Genomic DNA, 16,219 nt, shown 5'->3' on the forward strand with positions numbered 1-16,219 from the left:
CTACGATCCCGCGATGCCCACTGGTGTCGTTGCGGGACTGGTCGTTGAGGTCAACATCCACCCCGGCGGTGACTTCATCCGCCTTGCCACAGTCGATGTCGGACACAACAAAGTGCAGATCGTGTTCGGAGGGCCCGATCTCGTGAGGGCGGGCGACTTCGTCCCGGTCGCCCTGCCCGGAACGAGGCTCCCCGGCCGGAAGAAAATACGGCGTACCAAGTTCCGCGGGAAGACGTCGCACGGGATGTTGTGCAGCGCCGCCGAGCTCGGTTGGGAGCCGGATGGCCCCGATGAGGTCGCCCTGTTGAAACCGGATGGCCTGCGCCCAGGGACCAGATTGGACAACGTCGAGTGGCCAGGCCTCCAAGCCGACATGAGGCCCGGCCACCTTGAGCTTCGTGAGCGTTGGAGACGTGGGCGCTAGGCGTCCAAACCCCACCCGTGCGCCAGGTACCAGGCCGCGCAGATGTTGACGTCGAGCACGTAGGCGGTGGCGGTGCCGCATTGCTTGGGGCCGGTGCCGGGGTCGACGGGTTGGCCGTGGCCCATGGTGGTGAGGGTGTAGGTCTCGACGGCGGGGGTGCCGGACGGGGCGCGGTAGGTGGAGTGGGGGTAGCCGGCGACGGTGTCGGTGGTGTCCGGGGTGGTGTCGGTGCCGAGGGCGTTGGTCCACTGGTCGACCAGTTCGCGCTGGTTCGCGGTGGCGACGGTGTAGTCGGCGGTGCCGTGCCAGATGGTGACGGGTGGGCGGGGGCCGGTGTAGGGGCTGGCGGCGCGGACCTTGTCGCCCCACTGCTGCGGGGTGAGGTTCTTGCCGGGGTTCATGCACGTGTAGGCGTCGATGATGCTTGCCGCGCAGCCGTGCGGGAGGCCGGCGACGATGCCGCCGCCGCGGAAGGACTCGGGGTAGGTGGCGAGCATGACGGAGGTCATGGCGCCGCCGGCGGACAAGCCCGTGACGTAGGCGGGGCCGGCTGCCATCTTGGTGACCATCTGGGCGATGGAGGCGGCTTCACCCTGACCGCGGGTGGTGTCGGCGGTCTGGAACCAGGAGAAGCACTTGTTGGCGTTGTTGGTGGTCTGCTGCTGCGGGAGCAGCACGGAGAAGCGGTAGCGGTCGGCCAGCGCGACCCAGCCCGACGCGGTGCCGTACCCGGCGGCGTCCTGGGTGCAGCCGTGCAGGGCGACCACGACGGGGCGGCCGGCGGGCAGGTCGTCGGGAACGTAGCGGAACATCCTGAGGTTGCCGGGGTTCGTGCCGAACCCGGTGACCTCCGTGATACCCGCGGCCTGGGCGGACGGCGTGAGGGTCGTCAACAGGAGCAGGGCCAGTAAGACGGTTCGCATGCGGACCTCCTTGTCCGCACCCCACGGTAGGAACGCCGCCGGCGCCCCGCGATGGACCGCGCCACCACATCCGCGGCGCGCGGAGTGGCGGCCACAACCATTACCCCGCAACGGCTACGGCCCTAACGTGACCGCCGTGAACATCGTCGTTCCCCTGTTCGCCGCACTGGCCGTCCTCGGCACGGTCCCCGCCCCGGCCCCGTCGGCCGTCGGCTGCGGCTCATCGCGCGTCCCCGGCGCCGACCACCAGGAGTCGTCGCGCACCACCGACCTGACCACCGCCGGTGGTCTCACCGACCCGGCCGACTGGGCCGGGCTGACACCGGCCGGGCTGGCGGCACCGACCGCCGTGCCCGGCACGCAGGTCGACGGGTACTTCCCCGACGACTCCACGACCAACACCAACCACGGCTGGAACCACGACTCGCAGTTCGTGATCCGGTTGCCGCGGCACTGGAACGGCGGCCTGGTGGTCACCGGGTCGCCGGGCGTGCGCGAGCAGTACGCCAACGACCGCGCCATCGGCGACTGGGTGCTCCAGCGCGGGTACGCGTTCGCGGCGACGGACAAGGGCAACACCGGCGTGGAGTTCCACACCGACGGCGCCGCGATCGAGGAGTGGAACGAGCGCGTGACGCAGCTCGCCCGCGCGGCGAAGGCGTTGGTGCGCCTGCACTACTGCCGTCCGCCGACCCGGACCATCGCGACCGGCCTGTCCAACGGCGGCTACCTGGTCCGGTGGCAGCTGGAGAACCACCCCGAGCTCTACGACGGCGGCGTGGACTGGGAAGGCGTGCTGTGGCGGGAGGAGGGGCCGAACCTGCTCACGTTCCTGCCGCCCGCGCTGCGCGGCGAACCGGTGTTCCCGGCCGAGTCGGAGTTCCTGTGGCCCTTCTACCGGCAGTACTACTGGGAGCTGACCCAGCGCGTCTACCGCGAGGAGCTGGACCCGGACTACCAGGGCGCCGAGGCCGACTACGACTACCGGACCAGGCCCGCGGCCCAGCGCGCCGTGCGGCGGATCGCGCTGACCGGCCGGATCGGCAGACCGCTGATCACCCTGCACGGCACCCTGGACGGGCTGCTGCCGATCACCCAGGACTCCGACGTGTACGCGGACATGGTGCGGGGCAGGGGAAGGGCGGCGCTGTTCCGGTACTACCGGATCGAGGGCGGCACCCACGTCGACTCCCTGTACGACGCGCATCCCGACCGGGTCCGCCCGCTGACCCCTTGCCACCACACGGCTTTCGCCGCGCTGGAACGGTGGCTGGACGGCGTCCGACCACCTGCCTCAGCCACCATCGCCAGGCCGACGGCGGTCTCCCCCGACGACTGCGCCTTGGGCTAGCCGACCAACCGCAGCAGCCGCAACGCCAACTGGACCTCCAGCACCCGCTCCGGGGACACCCAGTCGTCCCCGAGCAGGGTGGCGACCCGGTCCAGCCGCTGCACGACCGTGTTCACGTGGACGTGCAGCTCGTCCTTGGCACGACTCAGGTTCGCGCCGCACGCGAAGTACGCGGACAGCGTCCGCACCAGCTCCGTCCCCCGGCTCGCGTCGTAGTCCAACAGGGGCCCCAGGGTCGTGCGCACGTACCCGGCCACGTCGGCGCGCTCCCCCAGCAGCACCCCGACGAACCCGAGGTCCGCGGGCGTCCCGCCCTGACCGCACCGGTCCAGCACCAGCAGCGCGGACAGGCAGCGGGCGGCCTCGGCGTGCGCCTGCACGACCTGGTCCGGCCCGGCGGCCGGACCACCCGCCCCCACGGTCACCGGGGCGCCGACGGCCTTCCCCAGCACACGGGCGGTGTCGGCGGCGGCGGAGGCCGCGTCCGTGCCGGGCAGCAGCAGGACGACGTGCTCGCCGTGCGCACCGGCCAGCCCGCGACCGACCGAGGCCAGGTGCGCGGCGGCGGCCAGCAGGCGTTCGCGAGGCGCGGACGCACCGTCGGCGACCAGGACGACGTGCGGCACCCCGAGCTCCACGCCGATGCGGCGGGCACGGGCCGTGAGCCCGGCGGGGTCGCGGTCCGGAGCCGTGAGCAGGTCGGCGATCAGCTCACCGCGCACCTTGTTCTCCGCCTCGGCCACGCTGCGGCGCAACAGCAGCAGCAGCGCCGTCACCACGCTGGCGCGCTCGAACAGCCGCCGGTCCGCGTCGGTCAGGTCGGGACGGCCCGCGAGCGTGATGCTGCCGAGCAGCTCCCGCCCGGCCAGCACCGCGCACACCCACGTCCCGTCCTGGGCCACGGCCCGGCCGGTCGCGCGCGAGGAGTTGACCGCCGACCGCGCCGGAGTCCCCTTGGTGGCACCGATCCTGGCCAGCTCGCCCAGGTCGCTGTCGTGCACGGCGATCGCGCCGCCGAGCACCTTGGCGACCGCGGCGGCCACCTCGGGCACGTCGGCGCCGCGCAGCACGAGGTCGGCGAGCCGGTCGTGGGCCTCCTCGGCCCGGCGCATCGCCTCGCTGTTCGCGCGGATGACCTCGTTGGCCTCGTTGCGCTCGCGCAGCGCGACCCTGGTCTCCTCCAGCAGGTGCGCGGTGTCCAGCGCGATGGCGGCGTGGTCGGCCAGCGAGGACAGCAGAGCCACCTCGTCGGGCGGGAACTGCCGGGTCGTCCGGTTCGCCGCGTACAGCACGCCGATCACCCGGCTGCCCAGCGTCAGCGGCACGCCCAGGATCGCGACGAGCCCCTCGTCCTTCACGGCGGTGTCGATCGGGGTGGTGTGGTCGAACCGCAGGTCGGCGAAGTAGTCGGCGGTGGCGTACGGCCGGGCCGTCTGGGCGACGAGGCCGCCCAGCCCCTCCCCCATGCCCAGGCGCACCTCCTGGAACAGCGCGGACACCGAGCCGTCGGTGACCCGCATGGAGGTCCCGTGCGCCGAGGGCTCGTTCATGCTCAGGTACGCCACGTCCGTGCCGAGCAGCAGCCGGGCGCGGCGCACGATGGACTTCAGCACGGCGTCCGGGTCGCGGGCGCCCGCGAGGTCGCTGGCGGTGTCGAACAGCGCCTCCAGCTCGGCCTCGCGGCGACGGTGCTCGGTCAGCGTGCGACGGATCCGCAGCGCCCACTCGGTGGCCCGCTCGACCCGGTCGAGGTCCGCGCCCGCGGCCCCCGCGGCACGGGCCGCGGGGAGCACCTGCGCGAGCCGTTCGCTCCCCGCGTCCTGGGCGAGCAGTTCGAGCAGGCGCTCCACCGGGTCGGTCATGGCATCATGCTGGCACTTCGGCGGGGTCGGTGGCGCTCTTCTCCAGCGACACGCCCCTGGTCTCCTTCGCGACCACCACCGCGATGACGCTGAGCAGGCAGGCGAACCCGACGTACAGCGCGACCGGGACCGTGCTGCCGTACGCCTTGAGCAGCGCCGTCGCGATCAGCGGGGCCAGCGCACCGGCCACGATGGACGCGAGCTGGTAGCCGATCGAGGCACCCGAGTAGCGGACCCTGGTGCCGAACAGCTCCGAGAAGAACGCGGCCTGCGGTCCGTACATCGCGCCGTGCAGCACGAGCCCGACGGCGGTGGCGAGCAGGATCGCGCCGAAGGACTTGGTGTCGAGCAGCGTGAAGAACACGAAGATCCACACGCCGACGCCGACCGCGCCGAACAGGTACACCGCGCGGCGGCCGACCCGGTCGGACAGCGCGCCCCACAACGGGATCGAGACGAAGTGGATCACCGAGCCGATCAGCACCGCGTTGAGCCCGTAGGACTTCGACAGCCCCAGCGGTCCGGTGATGTAGACGAGGATGAACGCGGTGATCACGTAGTACGACACGTTCTCGCCCATCCGCGCGCCCATCGCGATCAGCACCTCGCGCCAGTGCTCCCGCATCAGCGTGACGATCGGCGCCTTCTCCACGATCGGGGCCTTGGCCAGCTCCGCCTTGCGCTGCGCCTCCAGGAAGATCGGCGACTCGCTGACGGTCAGCCGGATCCACAGCCCGATGCCGACCAGCAGGCCGGACAGCAGGAACGGCACCCGCCAGCCCCAGGACAGGAAGGCGTCGTCGGTCTGCACGGCCGCCAGCACCGCGAGCACCGCGGTCGCCAGCAGGTTGCCCAGCGGCACACCCGCCTGCGGCCACGAGGCCCAGAAGCCGCGCCGCTTCGCGTCCCCGTGCTCGGAGACGATCAGCACCGCACCGCCCCACTCGCCACCCAGCGCGAACCCCTGCACCAGCCGCAGCAGGGTCAGCAGAATCGGCGCGCCGATGCCGATCGTGGCGTATGTCGGCAGCAGGCCCATCGCGAACGTCGCGCCGCCCATCAGCACCAGCGCCAGCACGAGCAGCCTCTTGCGGCCGATCTTGTCGCCGAAGTGGCCGAACACCAGACCGCCCAACGGCCTGGCCAGGAAGCCGATGGCGTACGTCGTGAACGCCAGCAGCGTGCCGGTGAGCGGGTCCACGCTCGGGAAGAACAGCTTGTTGAACACCAACGCGGCCGCGGAGCCGTAGAGGAAGAAGTCGTACCACTCGATGGTGGTGCCGATCAGGCTCGCCGCGACGACCTTGACGATGGACTTCTTCGGTGGGGCAGGGGTCTCGACCATGAGATCACCACTTCTTCGGGGTGGGCTTGCGGGTGACTACTGGGCGGACCAGCCGCCGTCGATCGTGAACGTCGTGCCGGTGACGTGCCCGGAGTTGGCTCCGCAGAGCCACAGCACGGTCGCCGCGATGTCGACGGGCTCGATCAGCCGCTTGATCGCGGTGCGCTGGAGCATGACCTCGGCCAGCACCCGGTCCTCCGGGATGCCGTGCGCGCGGGCCTGGTCGGCGACCTGCCCCTCGACCAGCGGCGTGCGGACGTAGCCGGGGCTGACGCAGTTGCTGGTCACGCCGTGCTCGGCGCCCTCCAGCGCGGCGACCTTGCTCAGCCCCTCCAGGCCGTGCTTCGCCGCGGTGTAGGCGGACTTGAACGCGCTGGCGCGCAGCCCGTGCACGCTGGTGAGGTTGACGATCCGGCCCCAGCCGCGCTCGTACATGTGCGGCAGGCAGTGCCGCATCAGCAGGAACGGGGCGGTGACCATGACCCGCTGCATCAGCTCGAAGCGCTCGGGCGGGAAGTCGTGGATCGGCGCGACGTGCTGGAGCCCCGCGTTGTTGACGAGGACGTCGACGTCGCGCGGGAGGTCGCGCACCGGGTCGGGCGCCGAGAGGTCGACCACGTGCGTCGTGCCCTCGACCTCCTCGGCGACGGCGCGCACCGCGGCGTCGTCCCGGTCGACGAGGTGGATCTTCGCACCGGCTTCGGCGAACGCGAGGGCGCAGGCGCGGCCGATGCCGCCCCCGGCCCCCGTGATGAGGGCGGTGCGGCCCGCGAGGCCTTCGCCGGTGTGACCGAGACCACTGTTCATGCCCACGACGCTAGCGAGGGGCACGTGGGTCAGCACATGTGTGACCAGCACATAACGGCGTATTGCTTCATGTGCCCGGCCGACAGTCCGGATTGTGATTCTCGGCTTATGCAATACCTGGTGCAATCACCCCTGGTGCATGAGTACTCTTCATTGATCCGTTCGGGGGACGACCACGTACTTGGGGGTAACTAAATGTCATTAACGCCGATCTACGACGACGTCATGCGCGAGCTCGACGGCATCATGGCAGCCAGCAAGGCGAAGCAGGCCCAGGTCGCGGCGGACACCGCGAACGCGGAGAAGGCCGCCGAGCAGAAGCTCGACGACCCCCTCGCCAGCTAGCGGACCCGGAGACCTAGCCGGGCTGCTGGAGCAGGTCCGCGGGGACCGGCTCGTCCTTCTCCAACGCGCCGAACAGGCGCAGGGCGTTCTCCCGGTCCCACTGCACGACCGAGCCGACCCCGTCCAGCGTCGGCGTGCTGCCGATGGGCACGGTCGCCGTGTCCACGCCGCCACCCATGCCGAACGCCAGGCCCACCAGGTTCTGCAGGTGGTCGCTGTCGTCGACCGAGATGGCGTCCGTGCTGGCGAACAGCAGCGGGAACGCCCGGAACGGGTTGGCCAGCGTGCCCACGCTCGTCGCCCGCTCGGACAGCGCGGCGAGGAACTTGCGCTGGTTCTGCACGCGCTGGAGGTCCGCCGTGGCGAACGCCCTGGTGCGCACGTAGCCGAGCGCCTGGGTGCCGTCCAGCTCCTGGCAGCCCGCCTTGAGGTCGAGGCCCGCCAACGGGTCCTGCATCGGCTCGTCGATGCACATGTCGACACCGCCGACGGCGTCCACGATGCCCGCGAACCCGCCGAAGCCGATCTCCATGTAGTGGTCGAGGTGCAGCCCGGTCGCGGTCTCGACCGTCCGCGCCAGCAGCGGCGCGCCGCCGAGCGAGAACGCGGCGTTGATCTTGTTCTTGTCGTTGCCCGCGATGTCCACATAGGAGTCGCGCGGCAGGCTCACCAGCGTCGCCTTCCCGGAGCCGTCCGGGATGTGCAGGATCATGATGGTGTCCGTGCGCTTGCCGCCCGCGTCACCGGTCGACAGCGCGTCCTTCTGCTCCTGCGTCAGGTCGTCGCGGGCGTCCGAGCCCACCAGCAGCCAGTTGGTGCCGGGGGTGTCCGCCGGTCGGCCCTCGTAGTCCGGCAGCGCGTCGGAGCGCTTCAGCGACGAGTCGACGTAGAACCACAGACCGACCACGGCCAGCAACAACACGAACACGACGGCCAGGAACACACGGCCCTTCTTGACCTTGCGCCGCTGCGGCATCGGCCTGCGCGCGGGCGGTTGCTGGTACCCCTGCTGGTATCCAGCGCTCATGTCGCCAACCCCGATCTGGATGGATGTCTTCGGTCAACCGGTCTTGCACCTAGAGACGCGGCGCAAGCGGAGAGGTTGCCACCTTAGTCAGTCAGCGGCAGGACGAGCGCCCCGAGCAGCCGGGTGAGCTCGGCCTCCGGGTCGGCCGTGAGACCGGTGTGCGTGGGCGACGTCTGGACCACCGTGCTGCGCGGCGCGGTCAGCCAGCGGAACCGCTGCCCCTGCGTCGTCCCGGACACCGGCCCGGCCTCCCGCGCGCCGTCGCACGACGTGCCCAGGTGCGCCAGCGTCGCCTCCAGCAGCTCCACGTCGAACCCCGGATCCAGCGCCTTGACCCGCTGGGCGTCCACGAACGTCTTGGCGCGCAGGAACTTCAGCTCCGGGCAGTAGAGCAGGACACCGACGTTCGCGAACTCGCCGCGCTCGGGCCTGGGCACCGCCCGCAGGACCGCGTACTCAAACACGTGCGGCACGGGCCACCTCCAACGCCTCGACCCACGCCCGCGGACCGGCCAGCCGGGCCGCGAAGTACGCGAGGTACGCCTCCCGCACGGCCGGCGCCCCCTCGAACACCTGGTCCTGCGCCAACCACTCGTCCGGCACCAGCGCCAGCACCTCCCGCAGCAGCTCCGGGGTGACCTTCGCGGCCAGCTCGGCGTCGACGTCCGCGAGCGGACCGGCGAACGGGAGCATCAGGTGGTCGGCGGCGTCGAACCGGTACTCCTTGGCGGGGAAGCGATCCGCGCGCCAACCGTGATGGAAGTAGAGGGCGGCGCCGTGGTCGATCAGCCAGAGCTGCCGGTGCCACAACAAGGTGTTCGGGTTGCGCCAGCTGCGGTCGACGTTGACGGTCAGACCGTCGAGCCAGAGGAGCCGGGTGGCCGTCTCCTGGTCCGGTTCGCGCACGACGGGGTTGTAGTCGAACGAGCCGGGCAGGTAGTCCAGGCCGAGGTTCACGCCACCGCTCTTGCGGAGCAGGTCCTGGATCTCCTCGTCGGGCTCGGAGCGGGCCAGCTCGGGGTCGAGGTCGACCAGGACGATCTCGGGGACGCGGAAGCCGAGGCGGCGGGCGAGCTCGCCGACGACGATCTCGGCGATGAGGGCTTTGACGCCCTGGCCTGCGCCGCGGAACTTGAGGACGTACATGCCGAGGTCGTCGGCTTCGACGAGGCCGGGGAGGGAGCCGCCTTCGCGGAAGGGGGTGACGTACCGGGTGGCCGCGACCGTCCGCAGGCCGTTGGGGGATTCCACGCGGACATCATGGTCTGGGGGTGGGGGTTTCGCGAACTGGTTGGTGGGTGGGGGTGGTGGGTGGAGAGTTGGTTTGGGTGGGGTTGTCGAGGCGTAGCGAGTTCGTCTGGGTGCGTGGCTGGGTGGGTTGTGCGTGGTTGTCGAGGCGTAGCGAGTTCGTTTAGGTGCGTGGCTGGGTGGGTTGTGCGTGGTTGTCGAGGCGTAGCGAGTTCGCCGGGGTGCGTGGCTGGGTGGGGGTTACGACCCGCGGTGGTGTGGTCGATTTGACTTGGGGCCCCTCTTTTTGGGCCTCGTCGGGCGAAAAAGGGCAGGTGGTAGAGCCTGCCCGCCGACCAATTTTAGGCCCAAAAACCCCAAGTAAAATCGACCACGGTTGCGTGCTTTCGTTGCGTACCAGCGGCTTGCGCGGGTCGGACTTTGGTAGGCCTGACTTTGGTGGGTCTGGCTTTGTGTCTTGCTCTCCAGCGGCTTGGGTGGGCTCTGTCCGGTTGCCGTTGCTTTCCCTCTGTCTACCGCTCGCCGAGTGCTGATTCCAGGGCCTTGAGGTAGGCGAGCTGGCCTTGTTTGGTGGGGTGGTAGGAGTCTTCGAAGGGGACGGTGATGCCGTTCAGCCAGGGGTCCGCGGAGCAGATGCCGTGGTTGGCGAAGGGGGTGCGGAGGTCGATGTAGGTGGCGCCGGCGGTGGTCGTGGCGGATTTGACGACGTCTGCCAGGAGGTCGGCGCCGGTGTTGATGGCGGTGCGCTTGGTTTCGGTGAGGCCGGCGGCGCAGGAGGTCGGTTCGAAGAGGTGGGGGTAGCCGAGGACGTAGGTCTTGGCGGCGGGGGCGGCCTTGTTGAGGGCTGTGAAGAGTTGGGTGAGCTTGGCGGGGAGCTCGTCCCTGGTGGTGGTGTTGGCCTTGTCGACGGCTTGCAGGCAGGCGCGGTCGGACTTGAGGGAGCAGGTGCTCATGACGTCGCTGAAGCCGATGTCGTTGCCGCCGATGGTGAGCGTGACGAGGCCGGTCTCGGGGGTGAGGGTGGGGAGTTGGCGTTCCAGGACCTCGCCGACGGTGGCGCCGGAGCAGGCGGGGAACTGGAAGGAGGCGGGGCTGTGGGCGTCCTTCCACAGGTTGGGGTAGGCGAAGGCGGTGCGGCCGCAGCCGCCGCTGGAGCTGCCGGTTCCCACGCCCGCGGCGTAGGAGTCGCCGAGTGCGGCGTACTCCGGTGCGACGGGCGCGGGGACCATGACCAGGCTGAGGACGAGTGCGGCGGCGATACCCATGACCTAGCGGTACCACTGTGGACAGTCCCGGCGGTAGGGCGTTAACCCAGCCGGGTGGGGACCACGCAGACCGGGATCGGGGTCGACAGCGGGGTGCCGGTGGGGCGCAGGCGGCCGGTGGCCAGGTCGACCCTGAACGAGGTGACGGTGTTCGAGTTCTGGTTGGCCGCGAACAGGAATCGCCCGGTCGGGTCGAACGTGATGTGCCTGGGGAACTTGCCGCCGGTGGGCACGGTCTCCACGAAGCGCAGCCGGGCGCCGCCCTGGTCGACCGCGAACAGCGCCACGCTGTCGTGGCCGCGGTTGGACAGGTAGACGAAGCGGCCGTCGGCGGAGACGACGACCTCGGCCGGGTAGTTGCGCGGGGTCGCGGGGGTGCCGATCGGGGTGGTGCGCAGGGTCTGCGCGGGGGTCAGCAGGCCGCGTTCCGGGTCGTAGGCGGCCGCGACGATCGTCGAGTCCAGCTCGTTGGCCAGGTAGGCGAACGAGCCGGACGGGTGGAACGCGAGGTGGCGCGGACCGGCGCCGGGCTTGACCTTGGCGGTGCCGACCAGGGTCAGCTTCCCCGTGGTGGTGTCCAGCCGGTAGCTGTAGACGGAGTCGGTGCCAAGGTCGACGGCGAGCAGGTGCTTGCCCGCGGGGTCCGGCAGGACCTGGTGGGCGTGCGGGCCCTCCTGGCGCTCCTTGTCCGGCCCCGAGCCCTGGTGCTGCACGAGGTCGACGCGGGCGCCCAGGCCGCCGTCGGCGCGCACCGGGTGCACGGCGACGCTGCCGGAGGAGTAGTTCGCGCTCAGCAGGTACCGGCCGCTGGGGTCCAGGGCCAGGTGGCACGGGTCCGCGCCGCCGGTGCTCTGGCTGTTGATCACCCGCAGCCCACCGCCGGCACCGATCGCGATCGAGGTCACCGCGCCCGCGGACTGCTCGTTGACCGCGTAGAGCGTGCGCCCGGCCTCGATGACGAACGACGGGTTCGCGACACCGGGGAACACGCCGGTCTGCCGCAGCTGACCGGTGGTCTGGTCGTAGGCCGCGAGGCCGATCCCCGTCCCCCCGCCCGACCAGGTCGTGTACGTCCCCAAGTACGCGGTGGTCTCCGCGCGTGGTTGTGCCGCAGCGGCCTCACCGGTCACCAGCATCCCCGCCCCAACGCCCACGGCTCCGAGGAACCTTCGCCTGTCGATCATCGCTGCGCACCTCCGCTTCATCACTGGCGGCGAACCCACAGTGGCCTAGACCACTGCGTCCCGACAAGGGATGCAACGAAGATTGCGCCTACCGCAACGGGTCGGCCTCGGTCAACGTGGCCAGCTCCGCTACGGGGTCGTAGTCCGGCACAGGATACGTCGGCGCGAGGTCGCGCAAGGTGTGCAGCAGCAGCCGGGCGACGGCCCAGTTGCGGTACCACTTGCGGTCCGAGGGCACGGCGTACCAGGGCGCGGTCGGCGGCGAGCACTTGGTCAGCAGGTCGGTGTAGGCCAGCTGGTACTGCGACCACTTGGCCCGCACGGCGAGGTCCTGCGGGTTGTACTTCCACCGCTTCTCCGGCGTCTCCAGCCGGGCCACGAGCCGTTCCTTCTGCCGTTCCGGCGAGATGTGCAGGAAGCACTTCAGGATCGTCACGCCGGACTCGGCCAGCTCGGCCTCGAAGTCGTTGATCTGCTGGTAGCGGGCCCGCCACACCGACGGCGGCACCAGCTTGTCCACCCTGGGGACCAGCACGTCCTCGTAGTGCGACCGGTCGAAGAAGCCGATCTCCCCCGGCGTGGGCAGCTGGCGGCGGATCCGCCACAGGAAGTCGTGCGACAGCTCCGAGCGGGTCGGCTTCTTGAACGACACGATCCGCAGGCCCTGCGGGTTGACCAACCCCGCGACGTGCCGGATCGTGCCGCCCTTGCCCGAGGTGTCCATGCCCTGGAGCACGACCAGCACGCGCCGCTTCCCGCCGAGGACGCCCTCGGCGTAGAGGTTCTCCTGGAGCTGGTCCAGCTCGGCCGCCATCCCCGCGAGGTCCTCGGCCGCGTCGGACTTGCTCTTCGGGCCGACCGGGGAGCCCGCCGGGTCGACCGCCGAGAGGTCGACGGCCTCCGGGTCGATCCGGAGGACGTCGCGGACGGACTGGACGTGCGCCGACTTCTTCGCCATCGTCGGAGGGTAACCAGGACGTGATCACTTCGCAGGGCGCGCAACGGATCTCCGCCGATCATCGCGTTTGCGCAACGAACCTGACACATGCGCAACACCTCACGGATGAAATCGCTGGCATTTCCCCCTTAGCCTTGTCCTATGACCGCCATCGCCGTTCCCACCACCGTGACCCCGGCCCACGCGGCCGACTACATCGCGCTCGACGAGGCCTGGAGCACGCACAACTACCACCCGCTGCCGGTCGTGATCTCCCACGGCGAGGGGGCGTGGGTGACGGACGTGGACGGTCGCCGGTACCTGGACTTCCTGTCCGGCTACTCGTCCCTCAACTTCGGCCACCGGCACCCCGCCCTGGTCGCCGCCGCGGTCGAGCAGCTCGGCCGCGTCACGCTGACCAGCCGCGCGTTCCACCACGACCAGTTCGGCCTGTTCTGCCGCGAGCTCGCCGAGCTGACCGGCACCGAGATGGTGCTGGCGATGAACTCCGGGGCCGAGGCCGTCGAGTCGGCCATCAAGGTCGCCCGCAAGTGGGCCTACCAGGTCAAGGGCGTTCCGGAGGGCACCGCGGAGATCGTCGTCGCGGGGGCCAACTTCCACGGCCGGACCACCACGATCGTGTCGTTCTCGACCGACGAGGTCGCGCGCGCCGACTTCGGGCCGTTCACGCCCGGCTTCACGGTCGTGGCCTACGGCGACGAGCAGGCGCTGCGGGACGCGATCACCGAGCGCACCGCGGCCGTGCTGATCGAGCCCATCCAGGGCGAGGCGGGCATCGTGGTGCCGCCCGCGGGCTACCTGGCGGCCGTGCGGCGGATCTGCGACGAGAACAACGTCCTCATGGTCGCCGACGAGATCCAGTCCGGGCTCGGCCGCACCGGCGAGCTGCTGGCGCTCGACGACGCGGGCGTGCGCGCCGACCTCTACACGCTCGGCAAGGCGCTGGGCGGCGGGATCATGCCGGTGTCGGCCGTGGTGGGCAGCCGGTCGGTGCTCGGCCTGCTCAAGCCCGGCGAGCACGGGTCCACGTTCGGCGGCAACCCGCTGGCCTGCGCCATCGGCCGCGCCGTGGTGAAGCTGCTGGCGACCGGCGAGTTCCAGGAGCGCTCCCGCGAGCTGGGCGGGTACCTGCACGCCCGACTGGGTGAACTCGTCGGGCACGGCGTGTCCGAGGTCCGCGGCCGCGGCCTGTGGGCGGGCGTCGAGATCGCGCCCGGCGGTCCGAAGGGCCGGGAGGCATCCGAGGCGCTGGCCGCGCGGGGCGTGCTGTGCAAGGAGACGCACGACTCGACGCTGCGCGTCGCTCCCCCGCTGGTGATCACCCGCGAGGAGCTGGACCTGGGCGTGGAGGCCATCGCGGCGGTCGTCGCGCGATAGTCACGATCGGCGTTCGGGCACCTCACGATGCGTGAAACACCTCGTGAGGTGCCCGGACGGCATGCATGATGCCGTTCATGGGTGAACGGGTACGCGCGCAGGCGGCAGCGGCGCTCGGTCGGTGGACCGAGCCGGAAGAGGTCCTCGCGAACGGCCGCGCGCTGCGCGACGCCGTCGGCCACCAGGCGCACCGCAAGGCGCTGCTGGCCGTGGACCGGCCATCCATCCCGGACTACGTGCGCGCCAGCAACCAGGGCAGGCTCGAGGAGCTGATCCCGTTGCGGATCGGCCGGATGATCGCCTCCCCGTTCTCGTTCTTCCGCGGCAGCGCGGGCCTGATGGCGGGCGACCTCGCGGTGAGCCCGCGCAGCGGCGTGGACGCCCAGCTCTGCGGGGACGCGCACGCGGCGAACTTCGGCCTCTACGGCACGCCCGAGGGCCAGATCGTCATGGACATCAACGACTTCGACGAGACGCTGCCCGGCCCGTGGGAGTGGGACCTCAAGCGGCTGGCGACCAGCCTCGTGCTCGCGGGCCGCGAGGGCGGGGTGTCGGAGAAGGGCTGCCGCGACGCCGCCGAGGACGCCGTCCGCGCCTACCGGGGCGCGCTGCGGCACCTGGCCGAGGTGCCGTTCCTGGAGTCGTGGAGCGCGCTGGGCGACGAGTCGGTGCTGAGCAAGGCCAAGGCCGACGACCTGACCGAGGAGTTCAGCAAGGCGGCGTCCAAGGCGCGGAAGAACACCAGCGCGCGGGTCGCCGCGAAGTGGACCCGCAAGGAGGGCGAGCACTGGCGCTTCATCGCGGACCCGCCCGTGCTCACCAGGATCCCCGAGGCGACCGCCGACGCCGTGCTCGGCGCGCTGCCGTCCTACGTGGACACGCTGCGCGAGTCCCGCCGCAACCTGATCACCCGCTACGGGGTGTCCGACGTGGCGTTCCGGGTCGTCGGCACCGGCAGCGTCGGCCTGCGCAACTACCTGGTCCTGCTGCACGGCAACGGCGACGAGGCGCTCATCCTCCAGGCCAAGGAGGCCCGCCCGTCCGCGCTGGCGCCGTTCCTGGGCGCGCCCATGGCCAGGCACGAGGGCAAGCGCATCGTGCACGGCGCGCGGCTCGTGCAGGCCGAGACGGACATCCTGCTGGGCTGGACGACCATCGAGGGCAGGCCGTTCATCGTCCGCCAGTTCCGCAACCGCAAGGGCGAGATCGACGCCACCACGCTCAAGCGCGACGACCTCGACGACTACGGCCGGTTCGCGGGAGCCCTGCTGGCCCGCGCCCACACCCGCTCGGTCGACCCCCGGCTGCTCGCGGGCTACTGCGACGACGGCGAGGACCTCGACGAGGCGTTCGCGAAGTACGCGATCGACTACGCCGACCAGACCGAGTCCGACCACGCGCGGCTCGTGGCCGAGGTGGACGCGGGCCGGATGCCCGCGCTCATCGAGGAGGACTGACCCGCACCAGCGCCTCCCGCGCGACCAGGAACAGCACGACCGCGTTGAGCAGGTGCCACAGGTAGTGCGTGCCCGACGGCCAGTCGGCGCACCACGTGAGGTCGACCGTCCGCAACGTCAGCGACACCGCGAACACCACCCCGGCGACCGCGAACGCGCGCCAGTGGTGCCGCGTCCCGGTCGGGCCGAAGAACCGCAGCGCCACCGCCAGCCCGACCAGCGCCACCCCGGCGGCCAGGTAGGACCCCGAGCCGCCGGGGATGGCCAGCGAGACCGGGACCAGCAGCACACCGAGCACCGCCAGCCCCGGCGCGAACCACCACGCCCGGTGCCACGGCAGCCCCCAGAACCAGTGCCCGAAGCACACGACGTAGAAGAACACGAACACCGCGATGAACAGCACGTCGAACACGCGCGTCAGCTCCGTCGCCGCGGTGTGGAACGCCAGGCTCGCCACCCCGATCAGCGCGAGCAGCACGACCAGCGCCCGCATGCTCCGCTGCTCCGGCCGGAACCGGAACCAGAGCACCGCCGCCGCCAGCAGGAACCCCAGGTTGCTGAGCGCGTTGAGCGGCTCACCCCACAGGCCCGGAGCCAGCCGCTCGCAGTAGGCGTCGACGTAGTTGTTCATGCGGGGGTTTTAGCG

16 protein-coding genes are annotated in these 16,219 nt (G+C 71.0%); 5 read left to right on the forward strand and 11 right to left on the reverse strand.

The genetic code is table 11. The annotated features are described in order from the left end of the window. Nucleotides 1-13: 13 nt before the first annotated feature. Nucleotides 14-424, forward strand: a complete 411-nt coding sequence (locus tag CLV43_RS44590; RefSeq protein WP_170156290.1) for a hypothetical protein — start codon at nt 14-16, stop codon at nt 422-424. On the opposite strand, the gene CLV43_RS44595 is transcribed toward CLV43_RS44590, so the two are convergent. After that, entirely contained in the window at nt 421-1,347 is a 927-nt protein-coding gene (locus tag CLV43_RS44595) for an extracellular catalytic domain type 1 short-chain-length polyhydroxyalkanoate depolymerase (protein ID WP_106196618.1), read from the reverse strand. The genes CLV43_RS44590 and CLV43_RS44595 overlap by 4 nt on opposite strands. A gap of 127 nt (nt 1,348-1,474) precedes the next feature. On the opposite strand from CLV43_RS44595, the gene CLV43_RS44600 reads away from it, so the two are divergent. Beyond that, nucleotides 1,475-2,698 (forward strand): alpha/beta hydrolase family protein, encoded by a 1,224-nt coding sequence (locus tag CLV43_RS44600; RefSeq protein ID WP_425445810.1) that lies wholly within the window; start codon nt 1,475-1,477, stop codon nt 2,696-2,698. Here the strand turns inward: CLV43_RS44600 and CLV43_RS44605 are convergent. The 3 genes from CLV43_RS44605 to CLV43_RS44615 are packed head-to-tail and all read right to left on the reverse strand — an operon-like array spanning nt 2,695 to nt 6,712. Further along, on the reverse strand, nt 2,695-4,560 hold the full coding sequence (locus tag CLV43_RS44605) for a GAF domain-containing protein (RefSeq protein WP_106196620.1): 1,866 nt from the start codon (nt 4,558-4,560) through the stop codon (nt 2,695-2,697). The genes CLV43_RS44600 and CLV43_RS44605 overlap by 4 nt on opposite strands. Before the next feature lie 4 nt (nt 4,561-4,564). Further along, a complete protein-coding gene (locus CLV43_RS44610; protein ID WP_106196621.1) occupies nt 4,565-5,905 on the reverse strand; it encodes an MFS transporter in 1,341 nt (446 codons plus the stop codon). A gap of 36 nt (nt 5,906-5,941) precedes the next feature. Then, nucleotides 5,942-6,712, reverse strand: coding sequence for a 3-hydroxybutyrate dehydrogenase (locus CLV43_RS44615; RefSeq protein ID WP_106196622.1), 771 nt, complete (start codon nt 6,710-6,712; stop codon nt 5,942-5,944). Between the two features lie 195 nt (nt 6,713-6,907). On the opposite strand from CLV43_RS44615, the gene CLV43_RS48310 reads away from it, so the two are divergent. After that, a complete protein-coding gene (locus CLV43_RS48310) occupies nt 6,908-7,057 on the forward strand; it encodes a hypothetical protein (protein ID WP_170156291.1) in 150 nt (49 codons plus the stop codon). Nucleotides 7,058-7,070: 13 nt separating this feature from the next. Here the strand turns inward: CLV43_RS48310 and CLV43_RS44620 are convergent, their stop codons facing one another. The 6 genes from CLV43_RS44620 to CLV43_RS44645 form a co-directional block, all read right to left on the reverse strand. Continuing rightward, nucleotides 7,071-8,084 carry an LCP family protein gene (locus CLV43_RS44620; RefSeq protein ID WP_106196623.1) on the reverse strand — a complete coding sequence of 338 codons (1,014 nt, stop codon included), beginning with the start codon at nt 8,082-8,084 and terminating at the stop codon, nt 7,071-7,073. A gap of 83 nt (nt 8,085-8,167) precedes the next feature. Beyond that, nucleotides 8,168-8,557: a DUF3037 domain-containing protein gene (locus tag CLV43_RS44625; protein WP_106196624.1), complete on the reverse strand. Its 390-nt coding sequence runs from the start codon at nt 8,555-8,557 to the stop codon at nt 8,168-8,170. Continuing rightward, entirely contained in the window at nt 8,541-9,335 is a 795-nt protein-coding gene (locus CLV43_RS44630) for a HipA family kinase (RefSeq protein WP_106196625.1), read from the reverse strand. Before CLV43_RS44630 ends, CLV43_RS44625 begins: the two co-directional genes overlap by 17 nt. A 509-nt stretch (nt 9,336-9,844) precedes the next feature. Beyond that, a complete protein-coding gene (locus tag CLV43_RS44635) occupies nt 9,845-10,597 on the reverse strand; it encodes an SGNH/GDSL hydrolase family protein (RefSeq protein ID WP_106196626.1) in 753 nt (250 codons plus the stop codon). A gap of 41 nt (nt 10,598-10,638) precedes the next feature. Next, entirely contained in the window at nt 10,639-11,781 is a 1,143-nt protein-coding gene (locus CLV43_RS44640) for a lactonase family protein (RefSeq protein ID WP_170156292.1), read from the reverse strand. Nucleotides 11,782-11,869: 88 nt separating this feature from the next. After that, complete coding sequence (locus tag CLV43_RS44645; protein WP_106196627.1) at nt 11,870-12,739, reverse strand: PPK2 family polyphosphate kinase; 870 nt, start codon at nt 12,737-12,739, stop codon at nt 11,870-11,872. Nucleotides 12,740-12,880: 141 nt separating this feature from the next. Here CLV43_RS44645 and rocD point away from each other — a divergent pair, with 141 nt between their 5' ends. Together rocD and CLV43_RS44655 are read left to right on the forward strand one after the other, a co-directional pair. After that, complete coding sequence (rocD, locus tag CLV43_RS44650) at nt 12,881-14,116, forward strand: ornithine--oxo-acid transaminase (protein WP_106196628.1); 1,236 nt, start codon at nt 12,881-12,883, stop codon at nt 14,114-14,116. A gap of 77 nt (nt 14,117-14,193) precedes the next feature. Then, nucleotides 14,194-15,573: a DUF2252 domain-containing protein gene (locus CLV43_RS44655; protein ID WP_106196701.1), complete on the forward strand. Its 1,380-nt coding sequence runs from the start codon at nt 14,194-14,196 to the stop codon at nt 15,571-15,573. On the opposite strand, the gene CLV43_RS48995 is transcribed toward CLV43_RS44655, so the two are convergent. Further along, nucleotides 15,557-16,204: a hypothetical protein gene (locus CLV43_RS48995; RefSeq protein ID WP_106196629.1), complete on the reverse strand. Its 648-nt coding sequence runs from the start codon at nt 16,202-16,204 to the stop codon at nt 15,557-15,559. The two genes, CLV43_RS44655 and CLV43_RS48995, sit on opposite strands and share 17 nt — an antisense overlap. Nucleotides 16,205-16,219 lie beyond the last annotated feature (15 nt).

This window comes from Umezawaea tangerina, assembly GCF_003002815.1.
Lineage (GTDB): Bacteria > Actinomycetota > Actinomycetes > Mycobacteriales > Pseudonocardiaceae > Umezawaea > Umezawaea tangerina.

Excerpts from the sequence above, each read along its gene's own strand:
- CLV43_RS44605 (WP_106196620.1), bottom strand. The coding sequence starts at position 4,560 with ATGACCGACCCGGTGGAGCGCCTGCTCGAACTGCTCGCCCAGGACGCG.
- CLV43_RS44615 (WP_106196622.1), bottom strand. The coding sequence starts at position 6,712 with ATGAACAGTGGTCTCGGTCACACCGGCGAAGGCCTCGCGGGCCGCACC.
- rocD (WP_106196628.1), top strand. The coding sequence starts at position 12,881 with ATGACCGCCATCGCCGTTCCCACCACCGTGACCCCGGCCCACGCGGCC.
- CLV43_RS44590 (WP_170156290.1), top strand. The coding sequence starts at position 14 with ATGCCCACTGGTGTCGTTGCGGGACTGGTCGTTGAGGTCAACATCCAC.
- CLV43_RS44655 (WP_106196701.1), top strand. The coding sequence starts at position 14,194 with ATGGGTGAACGGGTACGCGCGCAGGCGGCAGCGGCGCTCGGTCGGTGG.
- CLV43_RS44610 (WP_106196621.1), bottom strand. The coding sequence starts at position 5,905 with ATGGTCGAGACCCCTGCCCCACCGAAGAAGTCCATCGTCAAGGTCGTC.
- CLV43_RS44635 (WP_106196626.1), bottom strand. The coding sequence starts at position 10,597 with ATGGGTATCGCCGCCGCACTCGTCCTCAGCCTGGTCATGGTCCCCGCG.
- CLV43_RS44640 (WP_170156292.1), bottom strand. The coding sequence starts at position 11,781 with ATGATCGACAGGCGAAGGTTCCTCGGAGCCGTGGGCGTTGGGGCGGGG.
- CLV43_RS48310 (WP_170156291.1), top strand. The coding sequence starts at position 6,908 with ATGTCATTAACGCCGATCTACGACGACGTCATGCGCGAGCTCGACGGC.
- CLV43_RS44620 (WP_106196623.1), bottom strand. The coding sequence starts at position 8,084 with ATGAGCGCTGGATACCAGCAGGGGTACCAGCAACCGCCCGCGCGCAGG.
- CLV43_RS44645 (WP_106196627.1), bottom strand. The coding sequence starts at position 12,739 with ATGGCGAAGAAGTCGGCGCACGTCCAGTCCGTCCGCGACGTCCTCCGG.
- CLV43_RS48995 (WP_106196629.1), bottom strand. The coding sequence starts at position 16,204 with ATGAACAACTACGTCGACGCCTACTGCGAGCGGCTGGCTCCGGGCCTG.
- CLV43_RS44595 (WP_106196618.1), bottom strand. The coding sequence starts at position 1,347 with ATGCGAACCGTCTTACTGGCCCTGCTCCTGTTGACGACCCTCACGCCG.